This is a genomic window from Bradyrhizobium sp. USDA 3262 (assembly GCF_054060035.1).
On record NZ_JBSSCT010000001.1, the window covers coordinates 3,796,779 to 3,821,113 of the forward strand.

At 65.5% G+C, this 24,335-nt stretch carries 23 protein-coding genes; 11 read left to right on the forward strand and 12 right to left on the reverse strand.

Annotation, left to right across the window (positions count from 1 at the left end; translation table 11 throughout):
* The first annotated feature begins 15 nt into the window (after positions 1-15).
* The 8 genes from ACVWYP_RS17455 (at position 16) to ACVWYP_RS17490 (ending at position 8,217) form a co-directional block, all read left to right on the forward strand.
* Positions 16-1,464, forward strand: a complete 1,449-nt coding sequence (locus ACVWYP_RS17455; protein ID WP_304499181.1) for a 6-hydroxynicotinate reductase — start codon at positions 16-18, stop codon at positions 1,462-1,464.
* Positions 1,461-2,369 carry a UPF0280 family protein gene (locus ACVWYP_RS17460; RefSeq protein WP_304499182.1) on the forward strand — a complete coding sequence of 303 codons (909 nt, stop codon included), beginning with the start codon at positions 1,461-1,463 and terminating at the stop codon, positions 2,367-2,369. The genes ACVWYP_RS17455 and ACVWYP_RS17460 overlap by 4 nt, the downstream gene beginning before the upstream one ends.
* 16 nt (positions 2,370-2,385) lie before the next feature.
* Positions 2,386-2,970, forward strand: coding sequence for an amino acid synthesis family protein (locus ACVWYP_RS17465; protein ID WP_016842455.1), 585 nt, complete (start codon positions 2,386-2,388; stop codon positions 2,968-2,970).
* A 28-nt stretch (positions 2,971-2,998) separates the two neighbouring features.
* Complete coding sequence (locus ACVWYP_RS17470) at positions 2,999-4,213, forward strand: ABC transporter substrate-binding protein (RefSeq protein ID WP_304499183.1); 1,215 nt, start codon at positions 2,999-3,001, stop codon at positions 4,211-4,213.
* A 151-nt stretch (positions 4,214-4,364) separates the two neighbouring features.
* Complete coding sequence (locus tag ACVWYP_RS17475) at positions 4,365-6,257, forward strand: ABC transporter permease (RefSeq protein ID WP_456684122.1); 1,893 nt, start codon at positions 4,365-4,367, stop codon at positions 6,255-6,257.
* Positions 6,254-7,045, forward strand: coding sequence for an ABC transporter ATP-binding protein (locus tag ACVWYP_RS17480; RefSeq protein WP_304499185.1), 792 nt, complete (start codon positions 6,254-6,256; stop codon positions 7,043-7,045). Before ACVWYP_RS17475 ends, ACVWYP_RS17480 begins: the two co-directional genes overlap by 4 nt.
* Positions 7,042-7,746 (forward strand): ABC transporter ATP-binding protein, encoded by a 705-nt coding sequence (locus tag ACVWYP_RS17485; protein ID WP_038383941.1) that lies wholly within the window; start codon positions 7,042-7,044, stop codon positions 7,744-7,746. The genes ACVWYP_RS17480 and ACVWYP_RS17485 overlap by 4 nt, the downstream gene beginning before the upstream one ends.
* Before the next feature lie 15 nt (positions 7,747-7,761).
* The gene (locus ACVWYP_RS17490) at positions 7,762-8,217 is read left to right on the forward strand and encodes a MarR family winged helix-turn-helix transcriptional regulator (RefSeq protein WP_304499186.1); all 456 of its coding nucleotides are present in this window, start codon (positions 7,762-7,764) and stop codon (positions 8,215-8,217) included.
* A gap of 225 nt (positions 8,218-8,442) precedes the next feature.
* Here ACVWYP_RS17490 and ACVWYP_RS17495 read toward each other — a convergent pair whose 3' ends face one another.
* From ACVWYP_RS17495 to ACVWYP_RS17505, 3 genes are all read right to left on the reverse strand, one after another.
* Entirely contained in the window at positions 8,443-9,111 is a 669-nt protein-coding gene (locus tag ACVWYP_RS17495; RefSeq protein WP_304499187.1) for a hypothetical protein, read from the reverse strand.
* Positions 9,112-9,213: 102 nt separating this feature from the next.
* A complete protein-coding gene (locus ACVWYP_RS17500) occupies positions 9,214-10,614 on the reverse strand; it encodes a selenium-binding protein SBP56-related protein (RefSeq protein WP_168857886.1) in 1,401 nt (466 codons plus the stop codon).
* A 464-nt stretch (positions 10,615-11,078) separates the two neighbouring features.
* A complete protein-coding gene (locus ACVWYP_RS17505; protein ID WP_304499188.1) occupies positions 11,079-12,275 on the reverse strand; it encodes an amidohydrolase family protein in 1,197 nt (398 codons plus the stop codon).
* A 146-nt stretch (positions 12,276-12,421) separates the two neighbouring features.
* Here ACVWYP_RS17505 and ACVWYP_RS17510 point away from each other — a divergent pair, with 146 nt between their 5' ends.
* Complete coding sequence (locus ACVWYP_RS17510) at positions 12,422-13,195, forward strand: ferredoxin--NADP reductase (protein ID WP_304499189.1); 774 nt, start codon at positions 12,422-12,424, stop codon at positions 13,193-13,195.
* A 132-nt stretch (positions 13,196-13,327) separates the two neighbouring features.
* Here ACVWYP_RS17510 and soxA read toward each other — a convergent pair whose 3' ends face one another.
* From soxA to ACVWYP_RS17555, 9 genes are all read right to left on the reverse strand, one after another.
* Positions 13,328-14,101 carry a sulfur oxidation c-type cytochrome SoxA gene (soxA, locus tag ACVWYP_RS17515; protein WP_439711164.1) on the reverse strand — a complete coding sequence of 258 codons (774 nt, stop codon included), beginning with the start codon at positions 14,099-14,101 and terminating at the stop codon, positions 13,328-13,330.
* Complete coding sequence (gene soxZ, locus ACVWYP_RS17520) at positions 14,098-14,418, reverse strand: thiosulfate oxidation carrier complex protein SoxZ (protein ID WP_304499190.1); 321 nt, start codon at positions 14,416-14,418, stop codon at positions 14,098-14,100. The genes soxA and soxZ overlap by 4 nt, the downstream gene beginning before the upstream one ends.
* Complete coding sequence (locus ACVWYP_RS17525) at positions 14,418-14,882, reverse strand: SoxY-related AACIE arm protein (protein ID WP_304499191.1); 465 nt, start codon at positions 14,880-14,882, stop codon at positions 14,418-14,420. Before ACVWYP_RS17525 ends, soxZ begins: the two co-directional genes overlap by 1 nt.
* A gap of 9 nt (positions 14,883-14,891) precedes the next feature.
* Positions 14,892-15,323, reverse strand: a complete 432-nt coding sequence (soxX, locus tag ACVWYP_RS17530; protein ID WP_304500242.1) for a sulfur oxidation c-type cytochrome SoxX — start codon at positions 15,321-15,323, stop codon at positions 14,892-14,894.
* A 10-nt stretch (positions 15,324-15,333) separates the two neighbouring features.
* A complete protein-coding gene (locus ACVWYP_RS17535; RefSeq protein ID WP_304499192.1) occupies positions 15,334-16,605 on the reverse strand; it encodes an NAD(P)/FAD-dependent oxidoreductase in 1,272 nt (423 codons plus the stop codon).
* A 57-nt stretch (positions 16,606-16,662) separates the two neighbouring features.
* Positions 16,663-18,849, reverse strand: a complete 2,187-nt coding sequence (locus ACVWYP_RS17540; protein WP_304499193.1) for a xanthine dehydrogenase family protein molybdopterin-binding subunit — start codon at positions 18,847-18,849, stop codon at positions 16,663-16,665.
* A 10-nt stretch (positions 18,850-18,859) separates the two neighbouring features.
* Positions 18,860-19,309, reverse strand: a complete 450-nt coding sequence (locus tag ACVWYP_RS17545; protein WP_304499194.1) for a (2Fe-2S)-binding protein — start codon at positions 19,307-19,309, stop codon at positions 18,860-18,862.
* 153 nt (positions 19,310-19,462) lie between these two features.
* On the reverse strand, positions 19,463-20,860 hold the full coding sequence (locus ACVWYP_RS17550) for an MFS transporter (protein ID WP_028338898.1): 1,398 nt from the start codon (positions 20,858-20,860) through the stop codon (positions 19,463-19,465).
* 100 nt (positions 20,861-20,960) lie between these two features.
* Entirely contained in the window at positions 20,961-21,521 is a 561-nt protein-coding gene (locus ACVWYP_RS17555) for a TetR/AcrR family transcriptional regulator (RefSeq protein WP_304499195.1), read from the reverse strand.
* Between the two features lie 140 nt (positions 21,522-21,661).
* On the opposite strand from ACVWYP_RS17555, the gene ACVWYP_RS17560 reads away from it, so the two are divergent.
* Together ACVWYP_RS17560 and ACVWYP_RS17565 are read left to right on the forward strand one after the other, a co-directional pair.
* Positions 21,662-22,024, forward strand: a complete 363-nt coding sequence (locus tag ACVWYP_RS17560) for a darcynin family protein (RefSeq protein ID WP_304499196.1) — start codon at positions 21,662-21,664, stop codon at positions 22,022-22,024.
* A 555-nt stretch (positions 22,025-22,579) separates the two neighbouring features.
* A complete protein-coding gene (locus tag ACVWYP_RS17565; protein WP_209911591.1) occupies positions 22,580-24,322 on the forward strand; it encodes an ABC transporter permease in 1,743 nt (580 codons plus the stop codon).
* Positions 24,323-24,335 lie beyond the last annotated feature (13 nt).

The window sequence follows — 24,335 nt, forward strand, 5'->3', positions numbered from 1 at the left end:
CCAGGCTTGGTCACGATGGCTGACACAATGACCGTCGCCGCCGGCGACAAGATCCGCTGCGATGCCTGTCCGGTGATGTGTTACATCAAGCCGGGCGCGGCCGGCGCCTGCGACCGCTATGCCAATCATGACGGCACGCTGGTGCGCGTCGATCCGCATGTCGTGCTGGAGCGCACCGTGTCGCATGGCGGCAAGCTGGTTCCGTTCCAGGTGAGCGGCGACTGGGACGGCAAGATCGTCCGCCAGCCCGAACTGTTCGTCACCGCGATCGGCGCCGGAACCACCTATCCGGACTACAAGCCGGCGCCCTTCATCGTGTCGTCGGAGGTCGACGGCGTCGACATGGTCACCGTGGTGACCGAAGGCATTTTCTCGTATTGCGGCGTCAAGGTGAAGATCGACACCGACCGCTATCTCGGGCCGGAGACCGCGATCGTGCGCGCGGACGGCGAGGCGGTCGGCCATGTCACGACCAGCGAATATGGCTCGCAGATGCTCTCGCTCGGCGGGGTGCATCATCTGACCGGCGGCTCCAAGAAGGAGGGCCGCGTCACCTGCGACACGCTGATGGATCTCTCCAACTGCAAGGCGGTCGAGCTGACGATCGACGGCGGCGCCACCGTCGTGGTGCAGGCCGGCAGGCCGCCGATCGTCAACGGTGTGGCAGAAGAGCGCATGCGGGTCGGATGCGGCTCGGCGACCATCGGCATGTTCGCCAAGCAATGGCACGGCAAGGTCGATGAGGTCGTGGTGGTCGACGACCACATCACCGGCGTGCTCAGCGAGCACCAGGCCGGCAAGCTGCTCGATATCGCCGACACCGGCATCAAGATGAAGGGGCGGCGCTCGACGCCCGGCCGCTATTTCCAGGTCGCCGATCCCGGCACCGGATGGGGCGGCACCAACATCTCCGATCCGCTGTCGATCCTCGGTCCCTTCAATGCGAAGGAGGCGCGGCCCGGGCTCACCATGCTGATGGTCTCGACCACCGGCGAACATGCGTCCTATTACGTGCTCGACGAGGCGTTGAAGCCGGTCGAGACCGAGATGCCGGCTGATCTCCGGTTTTCGGTCGAGCGCATCCAGGAGAATTGCGAGCCGGCGCTGTGCACCGTGCTGTTCATGGGTGGCGCCGGCGGATCGCTGCGCGCCGGCGTCACCGACAATCCGGTGCGGCTGACCCGCTCGGTGAAGGACGCGCTCACAAGGGTCACCAGTGGCGGCGCGCCGGTTTATGTCTGGCCGGGCGGCGGCATCACCTTCATGGTCGATGTCACGCAGATGCCCGCCGGCGCGTTTGGCTATGTGCCGACGCCTGCACTGGTGGCGCCGATCGAGTTCACGATGCAGCTGTCGGACTATGCGGCACTCGGCGGCCATATGGACTACGTCCGGCCGCTGTCGTCGCTGCGGGACAGCGCCGAAGTTCGGTCAATGCCGTATCTTCCAGGGCGGCGCGCATGAGCCGGCTGCCGCAAATCGCGCTTCTTCCTGACGGCAAGCGGCTGCATTTGCAGGATGGCCCGATCGATCTGGTCATTGAAGCCAAGGGCAGGGATGCCGATGTCAACGCCGCCTATCAGGCCGCGGCGACGCGCTTCACCGGGTTGCTTGACGAACTCTGCGCGGAGCTGGCCGCACTGCGCAGCGCCGCCGCTCCGGGCGGTTGCACGCTGAAAGGTGTGGTCGCGCGGCGTATGCATGCGGCGGTCGCGCCGTTTGCCGCCGATTGCTTCATCACGCCGATGGCAGCGGTCGCGGGCTCGGTCGCCGAGGAAATCCTCGGCGCGATGCTTGAGGCCGGGCCGCTCGACCGCGCCTATGTCAACAATGGCGGCGACATCGCCCTGCATCTTGGCGACGGCGAACAATTCACCGTCGGCCTGATGGACCGGCCGGACCGTCTCGGCGTGATGCGCACCATGACGGTCGATGCCGACATGCCGGTCCGCGGCATCGCGACCAGCGGCCGCCACGGCCGCAGTTTCTCGCTCGGCATTGCCGATGCCGTCACCGTGCTGGCGCGGACGGCGTCGCAGGCCGATGCCGCGGCGACGGTGATCGCCAATGTGGTCGATCTGCCGGATCATCCCGCGATCCTGCGCTGTCCGGCGAGCGAATTGCAGCCCGACAGCGACCTCGGCGCGCGGCTGGTGACCCGCGATGTCGGGCGGCTCTCGGAACACGAGATCGATCAGGCGCTCGAGGCGGGGGCGGCGCGGGCGTGCGACCTCCTGATGTCGGGATTGATCGAGGGCGCGGCATTGCGTCTACTGGGCGAAACGCGAATTGTCGGTGCAACTGAGATTGGGGCGCCGGCGTCGCACGCGTTTCAGGGACAAACGATAGAACACATGCTGCGGGCATGACCGGGAGCGAGGCAAGATGAGCGCCGTCATTCGCAAGATCGTCACCGTGGTCGAGGAGACCCATCTGGAGATGGGCAAGACCATCGCACCGCCGACAAGGCGGGCCGCTGCGATCGCCGTGATCGAGAACCCCTTTGCCGGCCGCTATGTCGAGGATCTGTCGCCGCTGATCGCGATCGGCGAGGAACTCGGCGAATTGCTCTCGAAACGGGCCGTCGCCGCGCTCGGCATCGACGGCGCCAAGGCGCACAGCTACGGCAAGGCCGCCGCGGTCGGCGAAAATGGCGAGCTCGAGCATGCGGCGGCGATCCTGCATCCGAAGATGGGCGCGCCGGTGCGCAAGGTGCTGTCGAAGGGCGCGGCGTTGATCCCGTCGTCGAAGAAGCGCTCGGGCCCCGGCACCACGCTGGATATTCCGCTCGGGCACAAGGACGCTGCTTTCGTACGCAGCCATTTCGACGGCATGGAGGTGCAGATCAACGACGCGCCGCGGGCCAACGAGATCATGGTCGCGGTCGCGGTAACCGACAGCGGGCGGCCGCTGCCGCGCGTCGGCGGGCTGACGGTCGGCGAGATCAAGGGCGAAGACGGATTGCGATAATCTCTTTGAAGAAAAACTGGAGGACGGGATGCGTGGTTATTTCGTAGGGGCAGGATTGGCGATCGCGGTCGCGACCATGGCAACGAGTGCCATGACAACGCAGGCCATGGCGCAGAGCGAAATCAAGATCGGCGAGATCAACTCTTATTCCTTGCTGCCGGCGTTCACCGAGCCCTATCGCAAGGGCTGGCAGCTGGCGGTGGAAGAGATCAACGCGGCCGGCGGCATCAACGGCAAGAAGCTCGTGGTCATTTCCAAGGACGACGGCGGCAAGCCGGCGGATGCGCAGACCGCGGCGAACGAACTGGTGTCGAGCGAGAACGTCGCGATGCTCACCGGCACGTTCCTCTCCAATATCGGCCTTGCCGTCTCCGACTTCGCCAACCAGAAGAAGGTGTTCTTCCTTGCGGCCGAACCTTTGACCGACGCGATCACGTGGTCGAAGGGCAACCGCTATACGTTCCGCCTGCGTCCGTCCAACTACATGCAGGCCGCGATGCTGGTGGAGGAGGCGGCGAAGCTGCCCGCAAAACGCTGGGCGACGATCGCGCCGAACTATGAATACGGCCAGTCGGCGGTCGCGGTGTTCAAGAAGCTGATGTCGGCGAAGCGGCCCGACATCCAGTGGGTCGACGAGCAGTGGCCGCCGCAGGGCAAGATCGACGCCGGTCCGGTGGTGCAGGCGGTTGCCGCGGCGAACCCGGAAGCGATCCTCAACGTCACTTTCGGCGCCGACCTCGTCAAGCTCGTGCGCGAAGGCAACACCCGCGGCCTGTTCAAGGGCCGCACGGTGGTGAGCTTCCTGACTGGCGAGCCGGAATATCTCGATCCGCTCAAGGACGAGACCCCGGAAGGCTGGATCGTCACAGGCTATCCCTGGTACGCGATCAAGACGGCTGAGCATGACGCATTCCTGAAGGCCTACCAGGGCAAGTACAACGACTATCCGCGGCTCGGCTCGATCGTCGGCTACCAGACCATCAAGGCGGCGGCGGCGATCCTTGCCAAGGCCGGCTCGAGCGATCCGGAGAAGCTGATCGCGGCGGCGGAGGGCATCTCGATGCCGTCGCCGTTCGGCGAGATCACCTTCCGCAAGATCGATCACCAGTCGACGCTCGGCGCCTTCACCGGCAAGACCGCGCTGAAGGACGGCAAGGGCATCATGGTCGACACCGCCTATCGCAAGGGGGCGGACTATCTGCCCAGCGATGCCGAGATCGAGAAGCTGCGGCCGAAGGATTGAGGTTGCGAATATAGCGGGGCCTCGTGGTTCGAGACGCGCGGCGTTGCCGCGCTCCTCACCATGAGGGTCTCGTTCCTCATCCTGAGGAGGCGCGGAGCGCCGTCTCGAAGGATGAGGCCCTGATGCAAGTTCACGTTGAAGCGGACCGCCCATGGCCTTCTATGTCGTCCAGTTCCTGACCGGTCTTGCCAGCGCGGCGTCGCTGTTCCTGGTCGCCTCGGGTCTGTCGATCATCTTCGGCGTGACGCGGATCGTGAATTTCGCGCATGGCGCGTTCTACATGCTGGGCGCCTATGTCGCCTTCACGCTGACCGAGCGCTTCTCGGGCGCGCTCGGCTTCTGGGGCAGCATCGTCGTCGCCGCGCTGGCGGTTGCTGCGATCGGCGTGCTGGTCGAGATGGTGCTGCTGCGCCGAATCTATCATTCGCCGGAGCTGTTCCAGTTGCTCGCGACCTTCGGCCTGACGCTGATGGTCGAGGACCTCGTGGTGCTGATCTGGGGCCCGGACGATCTGGTCGGCCGCCGCGCGCCCGGCTTCAAGGGCGCGATCGATTTCTTCGGCCAGAATATACCGAGCTATGATCTGTTCCTGATCGTGCTCGGGCCGGTCGTGCTCGGTGTGCTGCTCTGGCTGTTGTTCCAGCGCACCCGTTGGGGCGTGCTGGTGCGCGCCGCGACGCAGGACCGCGACATGGTCGCGGCGCTCGGCGTCAATCAGAAATGGCTGTTCACCAGCGTGTTCGCGCTCGGCGTCTTCCTCGCCGCGCTCGGCGGGGCGCTGCAGATTCCGCGCGATGCGGTCAACCACGCGATGGACTTGCGCATCATTGTCGAGGTCTTCGTCGTGGTCGTGATCGGCGGCCTCGGCAGCATCATCGGCGCCTTCGTCGCGGCGGTGCTGGTGTCGGAGCTCAACGCCTTCGGCATCCTGATCTTCCCGAAGATCTCCATCATCCTGGTGTTCCTGGTGATGGCGGTGGTGCTGATCGTCCGGCCGTGGGGGCTGTTCGGCAAGCCCGAGGCGCCGGCACGGCGCACGCCGGGTCTCACCGTCAATCCGTGGCGGCCGCTGACGATGAACGAGCGGTTCGCCGCGATCGCCGTGCTCGTCCTCGCCGCCGCGCTGCCGTTCGTCGCCGGCAACTACGTGCTCACGGTCGGCTCGGAGATCGCGATCTTCGTGATCTTTGCGGTCAGCCTGCACTTCCTGATGTCGGTCGGCGGGCTCGCCTCGTTCGGCCACGCCGCCTATTTCGGCCTCGGCGCCTATGGCGTGGCGCTGCTCGCCAAGATGGCGGGCTTGCCGATGATTGCCTGCCTGCTGCTCGGGCCGCTGCTCGGGCTACTTGGCGCCGCCGTATTCGGCTTCTTCGCGGTGCAGCTCTCCGGGGTCTATTTCGCGATGCTGACCCTGGCCTTTGCCCAGATCGTCTGGTCGATCGCGTTCCAGTGGGTGTCGGTCACCGGCGGCGACAACGGCATCCTCGGCGTCTGGCCGGAAAAATGGGCGGCGAGCCCGTCGCATTTCTACTGGCTGTCGCTCGGCATCGCCGCGCTCGCGGTCGTGATCCTGCGCATCATCGTGTTCTCGCCGTTCGGCTTTGCGCTGCGCGCGACGCGCGATTCGCCGCTGCGCAGCGAAACCATCGGCATCGACGGCAAGCGCATCCAGTGGACCGCCTTCGTGATCGCGGGCACGGTCGCCGGCCTTGCCGGCGCGCTGTTCGCCTACCTCAAGGGCAGCGTGTTCCCCGACAATATGGGCATCTCGCTGTCGGTCGATGCGCTGGTCATGGTGCTGCTCGGCGGCGTCGAGACGGTGTCGGGCGCGGTGGTCGGCGCCATCGTCTACAAGGCGCTCAACATCTGGCTGGTCAGCCAGACCGATTGGTCAAAACTCGTGCTCGGCGGCTTCGTCGTGCTGATCGTTGTCGCGTTCCCGAAGGGCATCGTCGGCACGCTCGAAGCCTTCATGCATCGCCGGCGCAAGTCCTCGTCGTCGGTATCGCCCTTGCTGACCTCCCGCATCGAGAGCGCCGAATGAGCATGGTTCCCACATTGCTGTCGGTCGAGGGGCTGACCAAATCCTACGGCGGCGTGCATGCCGTGCGCGGCGTCTCCTTCGAACTGCGCGCCGGCGAGATTTTGGCGCTGATCGGGCCGAACGGCGCGGGCAAGAGCACCTGCTTCGACATGCTCAACGGCCAGAACATTCCCGACAGCGGCCGCATCCGCGTGCTGGGTGCGGAGACCACCGGCAAGAAGCCGCGCGTGATCTGGCGCATGGGCGTCGGCCGCACCTTCCAGATCGCGGCGACATTCCCCACCATGACGGTGCGCGAGAACGTGCAGGTCGCGCTGGTGTCGCATGGCGGGCAATTGTTCAACCTGTGGACCTCGACCGCGCGTCACGCCCGCGACGAGGCCGGACGGCTGCTCGACCTGGTCGGCATGGGCGCCTACGCGGAGCGACCGTGCGGCGAGCTCGCCTATGGCGACGTCAAGCGGCTCGAGCTTGCGATCGCGCTCGCCAACCAGCCGAAGCTCCTCTTGATGGACGAGCCGACCGCCGGCATGGCGCCGCGCGAGCGTGTCGAGCTGATGCGGCTGACGGCGCGGATCGCGCGCGAGCAGTCGATCGGCGTGCTGTTCACCGAGCACGACATGGACGTGGTGTTCGAGCATGCCGACCGCATCCTGGTGCTGAACCGCGGCAGCCTGATCGCCGAAGGCTCGCCCGAGGAAGTCCGCGGCAATGCCCAGGTGCGCGCGATCTATCTCGGCGAAGGCCTCGTCTACGATGCGCGGCACCGCGAGGGAGCATCGGCATGAAGCTGACGGTGAAGGATCTCAACAGCTTCTACGGCCCGGCGCACATCCTGTTCGACATCGCGCTCGAGGTCGGCGAGGGCGAAGTGGTCGCCTTGCTCGGGCGCAACGGCGCCGGCAAATCGACCACGTTCCGCTCCATCGTCGGCCTGGTCGAGAACCGCTCCGGCCGCGTCATGTTCGAAGGCCGGGACGTCTCTGATCTGCCGACGCATGCGATCGTGCGCGGCGGGCTCGGCTACGTGCCGGAGGAGCGGCGCATCTTCACGGATTTGACGGTCGAGGAGAATCTCGAGGTCGGCCGCCAGCCGAAGCGCGCAGGCGCGCCGCAATGGGATCGCGAAAAGCTGTTCAAGCTGTTCCCGAACCTCGGCGAGATGCGCGGCAGGCCCGGCGGGCGCATGAGCGGCGGCGAGCAGCAGATGCTGACGATCGCGCGCACGCTGATGGGCAATCCGTCGCTGGTGCTGCTCGATGAGCCCTCGGAGGGGCTGTCGCCGAAAATCGTCGAGCAGATGGTGGATGCGATCCTGGCGATGAAGAAAGAGGGCGTCAGCATCGTCGTCTCCGAGCAGAATCTGCATTTCGCGCGGCTGATCTCGGATCGCGCCTACATCATCGAGCGCGGCCGGATCTGTTTTGGCGGCACCATGGCGGAACTCGATGCGCGTCCGGATATCCGCGACGCGCATCTGTCGCTGTAAAGGGCGGGGTGGACGATGGCGAGGAGTGCTGCGCAGAAGCGAAACGGGAAGGCGACCAAGCCGGGATACGTGCTGGATGAGCAGATCGGCTTCATCCTGCGCCAGGTGTCGCAGCGCCACGCCGTGATCTTCGCCCGGGAGATCGGCATCAATCTGACGCCGACGCAGTGGGCGGCGCTGTCGAAGCTGTCCGAGGTCGGCGCCTGCTCGCAGAACCAGCTTGGGCGGCTGACCTCGATGGATGTTGCGACCATCAAGGGCGTGATCGATCGCCTAACCGCGCGCGGCCTGACCGAGACCGCGCCCGATCCCGACGACGGCCGCCGCCTGCTGGTGAGTCTCACGCGCGCCGGCCAGCAGATGGCCGACAAGGCCGCGCCCAATGCGCTGGTGATCTCCAGGGAGACGCTGGCACCGCTGGACGCCAAGGAGCGCGAGACGCTGATCGCGCTGCTCGGCAAGCTTCGCTGACACAATCTATCACCGTCACCCTGAGGAGCCGCGCGGAGCGTGGCGTCTCGAAGGGTCGACGGCCCGGCTGTCTGCCGCGGGCCGTTCACCCTTCGAGGCACGCTTGCGCGTGCACCTCCAGCGACAACGGCAAAGCCGTTGCGCGGGGATGACGGGTCATCTATCGTGGCTCACGTCGTCACGACCTCCGCAACCTTGCCGATTGGGCGGCGTGCCGCGTCCGGACTACGTTGCAAGAGCAAGCACCAGCGCAACGACCCCCACCAGCACCAGGCTGAGGGCCCAAACCGTGTCCAGGTTGAACCAGCTCCGGGCCACGAATTTGAGGCCGAGATAGCGGTAGACCAGCCACGCCAGGCATCCGCCGGCGGCGATCATCGCGGCGGCATGAACGATCGAGACCAGCACGGCCATCGTGAGACTGGTGTCGATCAGGCTGTTGGCGGCCGCATGGCCTTGGTCCGCTTCAGCCTCGCGGCACAGCCCCAGATAAATCGGCACCAGCATCAGCGCCGCGCCATGGGCGATCGCCACCGCGAACGACCACAAAGCGAGTTGCGTCGGCGGTATCCGCGCCAGGGCCCGCGGATGGCGCCGGTCGATCAGTCGATAGACACCGAACAGGATGACGAGAAGGCTGGCGCCGATCCGGATCGTGCGCTGCCATTCGACGACGGTGATCAGCAGTGCGAACGGAAGGATCACCAGCAGCATCGCCAGCAAATGACCGATCGCGAGCGGGCCAAGCGCGGTCACCAGCGCGCGCGAACTCCTCTGCATCAATCCCGCAGAAACGGCGAGTGGCCAGCCCATGCCCGGGTTGATCCCGTGGTAGAGGCCGCTCGCGATGACCGCCAGCCACAGCCAGGCCGGAGTCCAGTCGGCCGGGCTCACGTCAGGGCCTTTTCCGTTCCGATCGAATCGGAACGGGCTCTGGGTTCTTGTTTTGACGCGTTTTCTTCACGCGAGCCGGTACCCACTTCGCTCGAAAACGCTCTAGACCGACGGATAGCAGAAGGAGTCGGTGGAGCAGTCGCCGCCATCGAGCCGGATCTGGTGCGCCCGGTAGCCGTCGGGGAAGCTGACCCAGTAGTCCTTCGCCAGTTCGAGGCCTCCGCCCGGGCTTGCATTCGCCATCACCTCGGCGCCGGGAATGCCTTGCGGATAGAACTGGTTGTCCCAGGTCGAATAGAGCGAATTGGTCCAGTACACCCGCTTGCCGTCGCGGCTGATCTCGACCATCTGCGGCCCGCCGGCAAAAGCCTGTCCGTTCGGGTGTGGCGCGCGATGAACGATGCCGCCGATGCGGACCGATCCGGCGAGCTTCGGCTTGCGCGGATCGCTGACATCGTATTGGCGCATCTCGCCGGTGCCCCAGCAGGCGACGTAGAGAAACTTGTCATCCATCGACAAGTCGATGTCGGTCACCAGCGGAGGTACGGCGCCGAAACCCTGCAACAGCGGCGGCAGCTGGTCTTTCGATGCAGGCTCGGGTGGGATCGTCACCGTCTTCTCGATGTGAAACTTGCCGCCCTCGCGCCACCAGGTCCAGATCGAACCCTCGAGGTTCGTGGTGTCGACCACGACGCCAACGAAGCCGTGTTCGCGAACCGGATCGTGTGCCGGACGCACCTCCAGCGCCATTTGATGGTTGGCGCCGAGGTCGATGGTCTGGACGTTGCGTCGGGCGCGCAGGTCCCAGAAATGCAGCCGATGGCCGTATTTGTTCGACAGCAGGTCTTCCGGCACGATGCCGTTCTCGAACTGCGGCGGCAAGGCCCACTCGCTGCTCACCATGTAGTCGCGCGGCAGGTTCCACCAGAAGTCATAGTGCTTGGTCTGCGGTCCACGATCGATCTCCCACCGGCCGAGCACCTCGAATGTCTCGCAGTCCATGATGAAGATGCCGGGCGGCCCGTCGGTGCCGTCCTTGCCGCTCCCGCCGAGCGTGCTGACATAGATGCCTTCGGGCCCGCAGTGGATGGTGTGCGGTCGCGAGTAGCCGGTCTTCTTGAAGATTTCCTCGGGCTCGATGATCTTGTGGATCTTCGCTTGCGTCGGATCCGGCTTGGTGTCGACGATATAGATCCGGGACGATCGCATGCCGGGGATGATGAGATAGCGACGCTCGAGGAAGGCGTGTCCGGCCAGCGGGGACAGCGCCGATGAGCAGGCGTTCCAGCCGAAATGGTGGAACTCGTCGCCCTTGTTGGGCATCGTCACCGTATGGACGATCTTGCTGTAGGTCGGCGAGCCGGGCTTGACGTCGATCACCGCGAGCGCGTCCGGCTTTGAAAAATCCGGACTGAGCAGCACGGTGTAGGCAAAGCTCTCGGCCGGCGCTTCCATCGCGAGCTTCGGCGACGCGTGAAACGTAGGATCTGGCCTCATCGTCATCGGCTGCCTCCTGATTGCCTGGTGTAAATCAACACGGCATGGCGGCACGCAGCAGCAAGAACTATTCCGGATCGAAAAATGCCTCTTGCGAGTGCCGCCGGCCAAGGTTCGCTTGCGGTCAGGATACACCGCAATGGTGACAGGTGAAAACAAGGTTCGGTTACGCAGGCGGCGCGGCAAAGCCGCGCGCCGCCGGGCGCGCTATCTGGCAGCCCGCTCAAGGGGTTGAGCAAACCGATCCGGCACTATCACCCTGGGAGCAAGTGAATGTGTGACTCACGAGCGGCACCAAACGCTCGGTGTCGTCCCGGCGAAGGCCGGGACCCATCACCACCGAAGGGCATTGTTACGCAGCGCTGGAGCCACAGCCGTTCTCAACAATCCAACCCTGTGGTTATGGGTCCCGGCCTTCGCCGGGACGACACCGAATATGTTTCACCTCCGCGCAACGGCTTTGGTGCACGTCACTTCGCCACGATCTCCGGCACCTTGCCCGCGGGCGGCGTGTTGCGGCTGCGCTGGGTGCGGACGATGCCGTCGATGATGGTCATGCCGATGCCCGGAAGATCGCCGAGCTGAACGCTCTCCAGGATGTTCTTGCCCGGCGAATGCTGTGCCTTGTCCATCAGCACGAAATCGGCCGAGCGGCCGACCTCGATCAGGCCGCAATCGAGCTCGCGCATCCGTGCGGTGTTGCCGGTCGCAAGGCAGAACGCCAGCTCGGCCGGGAGCTCGCCGAGCGAGGACAAGAGCGAGACCATCCGCAAGATGCCGAGCGGCTGCACGCCGGAGCCGGCGGGCGCGTCGGTGCCGAGGATGACGCGGTGCAAATCGCCCATCTCGCGCGCCGTGCGCAGCGTGAACAGCGCCGAGCGCTCATTGCCGTTGTGCACCAGCTCGAGCCCGCGCTTGCAGCCCTCGCAGATGCAGCGGATCTGGTCGTCGGGCAGGGCGGTGTGGCCGCCATTGATATGACCGACCACATCGGTATCGGCCTCCAGCACCACATCCTTGTCGATCAGGCCGGAGCCCGGGATCGATGGGCCGCCGGTGTGGATCGTGCTTTGAATGCCGTATTTGCGTGCCCAGCCGACCATCTTGCGCGCGGTCGGTCCATCCTTGACGCCGCCGAGCCCGACCTCGCCGAGCAGCTTGACCCCGGCGGCGGCCATCTCCTTGAAGTCGTCCTCCACCATCTCGCATTCGATCACGGGCGCGCCGGCATGCACCTTCACGCCGCCCGGACGCAGCGTCCAGAACGCGCGCTGCGCGAAGATCGCCATCGCCTTCAGCCCGACGACGTCGCGCGGCCGCCCGGGCATGTGCACCTCGCCGGCGGAGATCATGGTGGTGACGCCGCCATGCAGATAGCTGTCGATCCAGTTGATCTGGTTCTGCCGCGGCGTCCAGTCGCCGGCGACCGGGTGGACATGGCTGTCGATCAGGCCGGGCGCGACCGTCGTGCCGTTGGCATCGACGATGGTGGTGGCGCCTTCGGTGTCGACGTCCTTGAGGCGGCCGATCGCGGTGATCTTGCCGTTCTCGGCGACGATGGTATCGGCATCCAGGATCGGCTTCTCCAGGGCTCCCGACAGCAACAGCCCGATATTGCGGATCACCAGCTTGCTGGGGCCGGTGGCCTGGGGTGCATCGTGCGCCATGGTTTTTCCTTTTGGTTCAACGCCTTCGCCGGCCATTGTGCCCGTGGCTTGACGGCCGGATCAAGCTGGATTATTCATTTGTATACGAACGATCGTGTACAAATGATTTTGCCGCCAATCCGACCCGCGCGTCAAGGAAACTGACGATGAGCAATTTCAACCAGGAAAGCGTCCTCAGCGTTCACCACTGGACCGACACGCTGTTCTCCTTCAAAACCACGCGCAATCTGTCGTTCCGCTTCCGCAACGGCGAGTTCACCATGATCGGGCTCAAGGTCGGCGAGAAGCCGCTGCTGCGGGCCTACAGCGTCGCCAGCGCGAACTACGAGGACACGCTGGAGTTCTTCTCGATCAAGGTTCCGGACGGCCCGTTGACCTCGCGCCTCCAGCACCTCAAGGAAGGCGACGAGATCATCGTCAGCCGCAAGGCGACCGGCACGCTCGTCATCGACAACCTCGAGGACGGCCGCAACCTCTATCTGATCGGCACCGGCACGGGGCTTGCGCCGTTCCTCAGCGTGATCAAGGATCCCGAGACCTACGACCGCTTCGAGAAGGTCGTGCTGCTGCACGGCTGCCGCCGCGTCAAGGAGCTCGCCTATGGCGAGATGATCACCGAGAAGCTGCCGCAGGACGAACTGATCGGCGAATTGGTGCGGGACCAGCTGATCTACTATCCCACCGTGACGCGCGATCCGTTCCGCAACCGTGGCCGCATCACCGACCTCATCACCTCGGGCAAGCTGTTCACCGACATCGGCCTGCCGGCGCTCGATGCTGCGCATGACCGCGTCATGATCTGCGGCTCGCCCGCGCTGGTCGCCGACACCCGCACGCTGCTGAACGGCCGCGGCTTCGTCGAGGGCAATCACGGCGAGCCCGCGCAGTTCGTGGTCGAGAAGGCGTTCGCTGAGCGCTGACCGCTACGCAGCAACTCCGTCTCCTCACCCTGAGGAGCTTGCGCAGCAAGCGTCTCGAAGGGCGAGGCCCGACTGGGGCCTCATGGTTCGAGACGCGCTTTCGCGCTCCTCACCATGAGGGTTGGCGCTAGTCTAGGGCCTGACCGCCGGCGTCTCGACCGGCATGCCGCGCGCCCGCGTCATCAGATAGAGCTCGAGCTCGACCAGCTCGGGCGAGCCATAATCATAGGCCTGCGCCCGGATGCCGGTAATGCAGGCGCGCAGCCGCCGCTGCAACGATCCGAGCGCCTGCCATTCCAGCCGGTACAGCGGATAGCCGGTCGGCTGGCCTTGCGTGATCGCGCTGCCCGCGAGCTTCTTGTCCCAGTTATCATCGTGGCAGTTGGTGCAGCCGAGATTGAGCTGGCCCTGCCGTTGCATGAACAGCGCGTGGCCCTGTTCGACGAACGGCGCGAGTTCCGGATCGTCGCCGGCCGTAATCGGCATGCCGCGCGATTGCCGTGCGACATAGGCGGTCAGCGCCAGCAGCTCGCGGCTTTCATAGGCGAAGGCCGAGGCCTGCTGGTGATTGGTGCGGCAGAGGTTGATCCGTCCCTCGAGGTCGACCGGCTTGCCTAGCGCCTTGTCGAAGGCCGGATAGTGCGCCGCGACGCCCTTCATGCTGGCGCTGGCGTCGTTGTGGCAGTCGGCGCAGGCTTTGTTTGCACTGCCGGCCTTGCGCGTCCACAGCGCCTCGCCGTCGAGTACAGACAGCATACCGGGATTGGCGGTGTCCTCGTCCTGCATCGCCTTGCTGTCGGCGCTCATGAAGCTGTAGCCGGAGCGGCGTTCGCCTTGCCGGATCCCGTCGGCGAGCGCCGCGCCCGCCATCGCCGTCAGCAGCGCGATGCACACCGCAATCTTCATTCGACCGTGATCGAAGCCTGTGCGGTCTCCGAGAATCCCTTGTCGCCGATCCACTCGAATTCGAACTTGCCGCTCTCGGTCACCGTCGTGAAGAAGGTGATGAACGGATTAGCCGCGATCGCGGGAAACAGATCGGCGCGGAACACTTCCTCGCCGTTGAAGCGGCAAGTGAAGCTCGTGATGATGTCGCGCGGCACCACGCTGCCCGAGGCCGTGTGGCGGTAGCCGGTCTCCATGATGTGCGACATCAGCGTCTTGATCTCGACGACGCTGCCGCGCTTGGCCTTGGCCGGGACATTGATCAGGGCCGACGGCATCAGATTGCCTCCTCGGTGCAGGCGGCGAGCGTCACCACGACATCTGATGTCGCCGACCAGAACGTGTCGTCGGACAGCCGCGCGATGGCGGTAACCTTTTGGCTGTCGGCGAGGCGGATGCGGGTCGACACCTGGGCGCGTCCGGCGCGGGGACCGAGATAGAAATTGCCGATGTTCGGCTGCGGATTCTTCTCGTTGAAGACATGGATGCTCTTCACATACTCGTCCGCCGTCATCGGGCTCGTGACGCTGACCGTCATCGGCACCGTGTTGCCGTTCTCGACCAGCGGCGGAATGTCGAGCTTGACCTTGCCGGTGTGCACATTGGCCTCGCCGACGACATTGCGGATCGCGGCCGAGAGCATCGCCGGCGACGCGTCCACGGGGCGCACGATCACCAGCGCGGCGGCACCGCCGGTGAGGTTCAGAAACGTTCGGCGTGTGGTGTAGTCGGAAATCGCCATCGCTTGGTCCTAGTTCCGCAGTATCATCAAGTAAGCCACGAGATCCTCGATCTGCTCCGCCGACAGGATCGGCTTGCCGCGCCACGAGGTGCCGACTCGCGCGAGCCCGTCGACGCGGTAGTAGGACGGCATGATCGTCGCTGCATTGAGATGCGACGCATCGACCAGGCGCAGCCGCAATTGTCCTTCCGACCAGCGGCTGCCGCTGCCGGCGAGGTTCGGCGCGAGGTCGCCCTGGAACGCCTGCTCGGGAAATGGGCCGCTGTGACAGAGGATGCAAGTGGAGGAACGCTCGACGATCAGCGCGCGGCCGCGTGCGGCGTCGCCCTTGGTTCCCGTCAGCGAGGCTGGAATCGCATCGCCCACGACGGTGTAGGGCCGTAGCTCTTCAGCGCGAGCGGGCGCGCCGGCTGTGAACGAGGTTGCGGCGAGCAATGCCATGAGCGAGAGCCTAGCCAAAGGCCTCTCCCGTGATCCTCTTGAACCAGTCGAGCGCTTGGTGAGCTTCTTGCTGGCGCACCTCGCGCGGCGCGTCGACCGGGCTCGTGGTGACCTCGGCTTCGGCGTACTGATCTTCCTTGGGCTGATAGATGCCCTTCAGCGAGAAAGCGTAGCCGGGAGCGACCGTGTTGTAGCAGGCACCATCGAGCCGCGGCGTCTCCGGCGCCTTGCCCGCAAGTGAGTTGACGATCGCGGCCGCGCAGGCCCGGCCTTGCGCTGCTGCGGCGGAGGCGGATTTCGGAATGCCGCCGGCGATCGCGGCATCGCCGATGACGTGGATGTTGGGAACGAGCTTCGAGGCAAAGCTGACGGGATCGATCGGGCACCAGCCTGTGTGGTCCGCGGCGCCCGCGATCGCGGCGATGCGGCCGGCCCTTTGCGGCGGGATCACATTGGCGACGGCGGCGGTGTAGTTGCCGAAGTCGGTGACGATCTCGTTGGTCGCCGGATCGACCGATGTCACCCGTCCGCCCTGCGACAGCGCGATCCGTTCGATCATGCCGGGATAGAGCTCCGCCCAGGCCTTCTCGAACAGCTTCTGCTGCGAGTAATTGTCCTTGGCGTCGAGCACCAGGATCTTCGACTTCGGCTTGTTTGCCTTCAGATAATGCGCGATCAGGCTGGCGCGCTCGTAAGGCGCGGGCGGACAGCGCAGCGGCGCAGCCGGCACTGCGATCACCACAAGGCCGCCATCGTCCATGGCTTCAAGCTGCTTGCGCAGCAGCATGGTTTGCTCGCCGGCCTTCCAGGCATGCGGCATCTTCTCGGCCGCTGCCTCGTCATAGCCGGAGAGGGCGTCGAAGCGCATGTCGATGCCGGGGGCCAGCACAAGCCGGTCATAGGACAGCGTCGTGCCATCGGAGAGGACGATCATGCGCGCCTGCGCATCGACCTTGGTGGCCGCCTGCGCGGCGACTGTGATGCCGTCGGCAGCAACCTTGTCATAGGTGAATTGCTGTGCGGCAAGCTCGCGCAGACCCGCGATCACCTCGTTGCTGAACGGGCAGGCGGTGAAAGTCCTGTTCGGCTCGATCAGCGTGACCTGAAGCTTGGTGTCGAGCCGCCGCAGCGCCCGCGCGCAGGCCGCGCCGCCGAAGCCGCCGCCGATCACCGCGATGCGCGGCACAGCCTGTGCCAGCGCCGGACGCGCCAGTACGGCCGCTGCGACGGCAGCGGCGCCACGGATCACATCCCTGCGCGTCTGATGACGCGTGACGGCCATGCACGAGAATCCGAAAAAGGGAAGCGGCGGCCAGTCGGGCCGCCGCTTCCGGTTTGATCAGGCGAAGCTGATGTTCTGGTTGCGCAGCGGGAAGCTGCGGATGCGCTTCCCGGTCGCGGCGAAATAGGCGTTCAGCACCGCCGGCGCCGCAACGCCGATGGTCGGCTCGCCGACGCCGCCCCAGAACCCGCCGCTCGGCACCATCACCGCTTCCACCTTCGGCATTTCGTTGATGCGCATCGAGTTGTAGGTGTCGAAATTGGTCTGCTCGATGTGGCCGTCCTTCACGGTGCAGCCGCCGTAGAACAGCGCGCTGAGGCCGTAGACGAAGGAGCCCGCGATCTGCCGTTCCACCTGCGCCGGATTGACGACATAGCCGGGGTCGGTGGAGGCGACGATGCGATGCACCTTGATCTTGCTGCCGTCGGTCACCGAGATCTCGGCGGCGCCGGCAACATAGCTGCCATAGCCCATCACCTGCGCGATGCCGCGATAGACGCCCTGCGGCGCCGGCGTGCCCCAGCCGATCTTCTCGGCCACGGCATTGAGCACGGCGAGATGCTTGGGGTGCTTGCCCATCAGCTTGCGGCGGAATTCGAGCGGGTCCTGGCCGACAGACAGCGCCAACTCGTCCATGAAGCATTCCATGTAGATCGCGTTGTGATTGACGTTGACGCCGCGCCAGAAGCCCGGCGGAACGTGCGGGTTGCGCATCGAATGCTCGACCAGCAGGTTCGGCACCGAATAGCCGATCGCGGCCTCGCCGGCTTGCGCGACGCCCTGGAATGCGGCGGGGTCCATGCCGTTCTGCAATGCTTCCGGGCGCACCGAGAACAGGATGGATTGACCCGATAGCCGGTAGTGCAGCGCGACCAGATTGTTGTCGGCATCGAACGCACCGGTCAGCTTGCACTGCGTGATCGGGTGATACTTGCCGTGCTGCATGTCTTCTTCACGCGACCACAGCAGCTTGATCGGCGTGCCCGGCATCTGCTTGGCGATCGCCACCGCCTGCCGCACATAGTCGGTCGTGCCGCGCCGGCCGAAGCCGCCGCCAAGCATCAGCTTGTGCACGTCGACCTTCTCCGCCGGCAGGCCGGAGGCCTCGAGCGCCGCGGCGAAGGCCGCCTCGCCATTCTGCGTGCCGCACCACACCTCGCATTTGTCAGGCGTGTAGAGCACCGTGGCGTTCATCGGCTCCATCGTGGCGTGGTTCTGGTAGGGATAGCTGTAGACCGCCTCGACCTTCTTGGCAGCGCCTGCGATGGCCGCCTTGGCGTCGCCGTTCTGGTTGCCGATGTAGGCCGGCTGCGCATTGTCGAGACCTTCGGCGAGCCATGTCGCGATCGTCTCGCTGGAGACCTTGGCGTTGGGGCCTTCGTCCCAGACGATCGGCAGCGCATCCAGCGCGGTCTTGGCGTGCCACCAGGTGTCGGCGACGACGGCAACGGCGCTGTCGCCGACCTGCACCACCTTCTTGACGCCTTTCATGCCGGCGATCTTGGCCTCGTCAAAGCTCTTCACCTTGCCGCCGAACACCGGGCAATCCTTGATCGCGGCGTTCAGCATGCCCGGCAGCTTGACGTCGATGCCGTAGACCATCTTGCCGGTGGTCTTGTCTGATGTGTCGAGCCGCTTCAGGCCCTTGCCGGCGATGGTCCAGTCCTTCGGGTCCTTCAGCTTGACGTCGGCCGGCGGCTCGAGCTTGGCCGCGGCTTCCGCGACCTTGCCGTAGGTCGTCGTCTTGCCCGAGGCCGTGTGGGTGATGACACCGTTGGAGACCTTACACTCCGAGGCCGGCACTTTCCACTCGTTGGCTGCCGCCTGGATCAGCATCACGCGCGCGGTGGCGCCGCCCTTGCGGACATAGTCCTGCGAGGTGCGGATGCCGCGGCTGCCACCGGTCGAGAAATCGCCCCAGGCGCGCTTGCGGGCGACGCTCTGGCCGGGCGTCGGATATTCTGTCGTGACCTTCGACCAGTCGCATTCCAGTTCTTCGGCGACGAGCTGGGCGAGGCCGGTGAGCGTGCCCTGGCCCATTTCGGAGCGGGCGATGCGGATCACCACGGTGTCGTCGGGCCGGATCACGACCCAGGCGTTGACCTCAGGTGCGCCGTCGGCTGCGCGCACCACGGCGGGGCCGCCGAACGGCAGGTCGAGGCCGAGCGCGAGGCCGGCGCCGGCGGTTGCGGTGCCGATCACAAAGGCGCGGCGATTCAGTTTTGGCATGACGTGCTGGTTCATCGCTGCGTCCTTATGCGTTCGCGGCAGCATGGATCGCCTCGCGCACCTGCTGGAAGGTGCCGCAGCGGCAGATATTGGTGATGGCGTCGTTGATGTCGTCGTCGGTCGGCTTCGGATTGTCCTTCAAGAGCGCCGCGACGGCCATGATCATGCCGCTCTGGCAATAGCCGCATTGCGGCACGTCGCTGGCGATCCAGGCGAGCTGCACCTTGTGCATCACGCCGCCCGCTGCGAGACCCTCGATCGTGGTGATCTCCTTGCCGGCCGCCTCGCTCACCGTGACGCCGCAGGAGCGCATCGCGACGCCGTCGACATGCACGGTGCAGGCGCCGCATTGGGCGATGCCGCAGCCGTATTTGGTCCCTGTCAGTCCGACGTTCTCGCGAATCGCCCACAACAGTGGCGTGTCGTCCTCGACGTCTACATTTATTGTCTTGCCGTTGATTTTGAGGTTTGCCATCGCGATCCCCTGAATGGTCCGATCCTCCGACCGGACTGCGGGGCGATGTTGGCCTTGAAACTGGAACGGTTCAAATCAAGAAAATGCGCTCGCAGCGCGAAAGAAAGTTGATGCTGTGGTGTTTGGCCGCGCACTGTGCGCGCCGCATACCTGTCATGACTTTTGCGGCGAAGCGACCGCAAGCCGCAGGAAGCTCATGACGCTGCCGAGCGCGGCAAATCCGGCACCCAGCGCCAGCGCCACGGTGGCACCCTCGCGGTCGGCCAGCGCGAAGCAGAGCGCGGCGAGGGCGGCGCCGGTGGTCTGCCCGGTCAGCCGCGCGGTCGCGACGATGCCGCTGGCGCTGCCGCTCCGATGCGACGGCGCGCTCGACATGATCGCCTTCATGTTCGGGGTCTGGAAGAAGCCGAAGCCGATGCCGCAGATCATCGTGCGCCAGACGATGTTGGCGACGCTGGGCTCGGCCGGCAGGGTCGCGAGCAGCACCATGCCAAGTCCGAGCAGCAGCATGCCGATGCCGCCGAGGATGCCGGCCGGATAGCGGTCCGACAGCCGGCCGCCGATCGGCGCCATGAAGGCGACCACCAGCGGCCAGGGCGTCATGAAGAAGCCGGTCTCGACCTGCGAGCGGTGCAAGATGTCCTCGAAGTAGAAGGGCAGCGATACGAAGGCGAGGCCCTGCACAGCGAATGAGCAGACGGCGGTCGCGGCGGACAGCGCGAAGATCGGCCGCCGGAACAGGTCGATCGGCAGCATCGGGGCCGGATGATCGGCATGCCGCCGGGTCAGGATCCATCCGAACAGGACGGCGCCGACAAGCTCGGCAATGACAAGCGCCGGCGCAGCCTTGTGCGCGGCGCTGCCGATACCGATGATGAAGAGGCCGAGACAGGCGCAGGCCAGCGCCGCGCCGGTGAAATCGAAAGCGTGGGTGGCGCGCGGCGTCGTCGGCAGCGTCTTCATGCCGATCAGCAACGCGACGACGCCGAAGGGAATGTTGACGGCGAACAGCCAGGGCCATGGTCCGAGCGCGAGGATTCCGGAGGCGATGGTCGGCCCCAGCGTAAAGGCGGTCGCGACCACGAGCGCATTGTGGCCGAAGCCGCGGCCGTGCATCCGGCTCGGATAGACGAAGCGCACCAGCGCGGTGTTGACGCTCATCAGGCCGCTGGCGCCGAGCCCCTGCAGGGTGCGCGCAACCAGCAAGCTCGGCAGCGACCACGCCAGCGCACAGCCGAGTGACGCCAATGTGAACAGCAGCAGGCCGCCGAGATAGATTCGCTGATGGCCGACGATCTCGCCGAGCGCGCCGAGCGGCAGCAGCGTCGCGACCAGCGCGATCTGATAGACGTTGACGACCCAGACCACTTCCGCAGGGCTGACATGCAGATCGCTCGCGATCGCCGGCAGCGCGATATTGGCGATCGCGGTATCGAGCGAAGCCATCGCCAGCGCCGTGAAGATCGCCGCTACCGCCCAGCGCCGGGTCTCCCAAGGCAGTCCATCGGTGATCGGCGCCGCTGCCGCGGTGGTCGGGGTCTTCTCGAGCATACCTGAAAATGTCTCCGGGACCGCCATGTACTACGCCGGCATCCCGTTCCCCAGCCGCGGCATTGCATGATGCGTATGCGAAGCGGCCTAGCCGGAAGTGTCAAAGGTCCGGCCGCGGACCGAACAGATATCCTTCGATGGCGCGCAGCACCCGACGGCTGGCCGCGGCCTGCGAGAGGTCCTTTTGAAGCGCATGGTCGACCATGGCGCGGCTGATCACGATCAGATCCTCGATGGCGTCATCGTCGACTGGCCTTGCGAACTCACGACGATGCCGGGCCAGCAGGGCGGCGACCAGTTCCTTCAATTCGCCGGCCGCTGACGTGCCCGACGACGCCGGGCGCAGGCGATCCTCCTCGGTCTCCAGAATGCGATTGAGCCCGGCTCGCTCGGCATGCGCCTCGAGCTGGGCCTGAACGATCAGGTTGAGCGACGCCGTCAGGCTCTTGCTCTCGGATGCAGCGACCGCATCCCGCACTTTTGCCAGCAGCGCGTCCTCGAACCTCGTGATCAATGCCAGCGTCAGCGCGTCCTTGTTGGGGAAGTACTGGTACACCGATCCGACGCTGATCCCGCCGCGTTCGGCCACCGCATTGGTGTTGTAGCCCTCGAGCCCGCGCGCCTCCAGAACGCGAGCCGCCGCTTCCAGAATCACGGCCACGGTTTCCCGCGAACGCTGCTGAAGCGGCTGTTTCCGGGCCTTTACGCGCCGCCTCGCCGGCATGACGAACATCTCCCAAAACGCGAGTTGTCGAATATGAGCAATTACTCACATTATGGGCGTGAAAGGAGAACCAATCAATGGTGACACTGCAAACGACCTCGTCCCCCGTGCTTCCCGAACACGAGGACGATCCGCACAGGTTTCATATCTTCGTCATGGTCAAGACCACGCGGCACTGGCTTGATCTGAAGACCGAGCAGCGCCGCGCATTCCTGCATGAGGAGGTCATTCCTTTGCTCCGGCGCCGTCCGGAGCTGAAGGTGCGCTGGTTCGAGCCGGAGGCCTTCTCGACCAGGGCGACCGACGTCATGATCTGCGAGACCGATGACCTCTCGGCTTGGGCGTGGTTCTGCGACCACCTGCGCGAGACGAGGTTCTGGGACCATTACTTCGAAGTGCTCGACATCATGCCGGCGCTCGAAGGCAATTACCTTGCCTAGAACGCCGAGGTCGGCCCGGACTGTTCCGGGCCGACGTCCCGGCAGCCTGTGGCGACGCAACTGCGTCCCCATCCACATCTGTCGTCGCCCGGCTCGACCGGGCGATCCAGTACGCCGCGGCCCATCGGCTCAAGCACTGGCGTCTCTGGAATACTGGATCACCCGCTTTCGCTTTCGCGGGTGATGACACCGAGTGGCTGTTTTGACATCTCGAATTGCGCCCCACCCACATCCTCGTCCCGGCGCAGGCCGGGACCCATAACCACCGATGCTGCTTGTCGGGCAATGCTGGAACGACGAGTCCCGTTCAAGACATCCGCCGCGGAGTATGGGTCCCGGCCTTCGCCGGGACGACGGCGGTGGATGCAGCGTGCGAACGCGATCAATCGAATTCGTGTTCCCGCGCTGCGTCACAGAAACGCGCCCAAGCGACTTTCGGATAGCTTGCGTCACAGTCGCGATCGACTACCCTTGGTATACAGCAGGCCCGGCGTCAGATCGGGCCGCAAGAGGGAACGCGCATTGCACGGACAGGCCGACCGGCGCAGCGAAGCCATGCGAAGCGCCAGCGAGGGAACTCGCCGCCGCGCGTTCACCGGCCTCTGGGTTGCGGCATTGCTGGCGATCCTGACCTTCCTGGTCATCTATCCCGTCTTCATGCTGCTGCTCGGCGCGCTCACCGACACCAATCCGGTGGTCGACGGCATCCGTCTCAGCCTGAGCCATTTGTCGATCGCCAATTTCCTCGCCGTGCTGGCCAATCCGAATGTCGCCGAAGCGCTGCTCAACACCCTGATCGCCTGCGGCGGCGGCACGGTGATCGCGGTCGCGATCGGGCTCCTGTTCTCCTGGATCGTGGTACGCACCAACACGCCGTTCAAGGGCTTCATCGCCGCGGCCAGCATCCTGCCGCTGTTCGCGCCGCCGCTGGTCGCGGGCGTGGCCTGGGCCATTCTCGGTTCGCCGAAGACCGGCTTGATCAACACGATGTTCAAGTGGATGGGCTCCGACCTGCGCGTCGATCTCTATTCGATGTGGGGCCTGGTGTTCGTGTTCGGCATCTACTACGCGCCCTATGTCTACATGTTCACCTCGTCGGCGCTGCGCAACATGGACCCGAGCCTGGAGGAGGCCGCGGAAATCTCCGGCGCGAGCCCGGTCGCGACCCTGTTCACGGTGACGTTCCCGCTGATCATGCCGGCTATCGTCTCGGGCATGCTGCTGTCGTTCATCGTGATGCTCGGCATCTACGGCATCCCGGCCGTGCTCGGCGCGCCGACCAACCTGAACGTGCTCACCACCTACATCTTCAAGCTCACCAACTGGTCGCCGCCGCTCTACAACACCGCGGCGGCGGTCGCCATCATCCTGATGGTGGTCACGGGGCTGCTGGTCTATCTGCAGCAGAAGCTGCTGAGCGGACGCAGCTATACCACCGTCGCGGGCAAGGCGTTCCGGCCGCGCAGCCTCGATCTCGGGCCGTGGCGCTGGCTCACCTTCGCGATCGGGATCGTCTACCTCCTCATCGTCGTGGTGCTGCCGTCGCTGGCACTGATCGTCGCGGCGTTCCGCAAGTTCATGTTCATCCGCGACGTCGCGAGCCTGTTCGACATGCGGCAATATTCGCTGACGCATTTCGAGAGCATCTTCGACAATCCGTTGACGATGCGGTCGATCTACAATGCGGTCGAGGTGGGCGTCATCACGGCTGTTGTCGGCGGCGCGCTCGCCTTTGCGATCGGCTACACCATCCATCGCACCCGCGTCAGCGGGCGCGGCGCCATCGACCTGATCTCGACCCTGCCGGTCGCGATCCCCGGGCTGGTGGTCGGCGTCGCCTATCTCTGGGCCTGGATCGGCGTGCCGGGCGGGCTCTACGGCACGATCTGGATTCTCGCGCTGGCCTTCATTGCGCGCTTCATGCCGGACACCGTGAAGGCGCTGTCGACCTCGTTCCTGCAAATCCACCGCGAGCTCGAGGAGGCCGCCTGGGTCTGCGGCAAGGGCGTGCTCGGCACCATCAGGACGATCGTGTTGCCGCTGGCGAGGCCGGGCGTGCTGGCGTCGATGACGCTGCTGTTCGTGCTGGCGATCCGCGAGCTCGGCTCGTCGCTGTTCCTCTACACCAGCAACACCATGGTGATGTCGGTGCTGCTGCTCGACTATTACGAGGGCGGCAATATCGGCAAGACCGCGGCCTTCAGCCTGGTGCAGACGGTGCTGCTCGGTGTCCTGATCGGCGGCGCTAACTGGCTGTCGCGCGGATCGGCGCAGGGCAACGTGGCGCGGACCGGATAACAACGAATAAGGG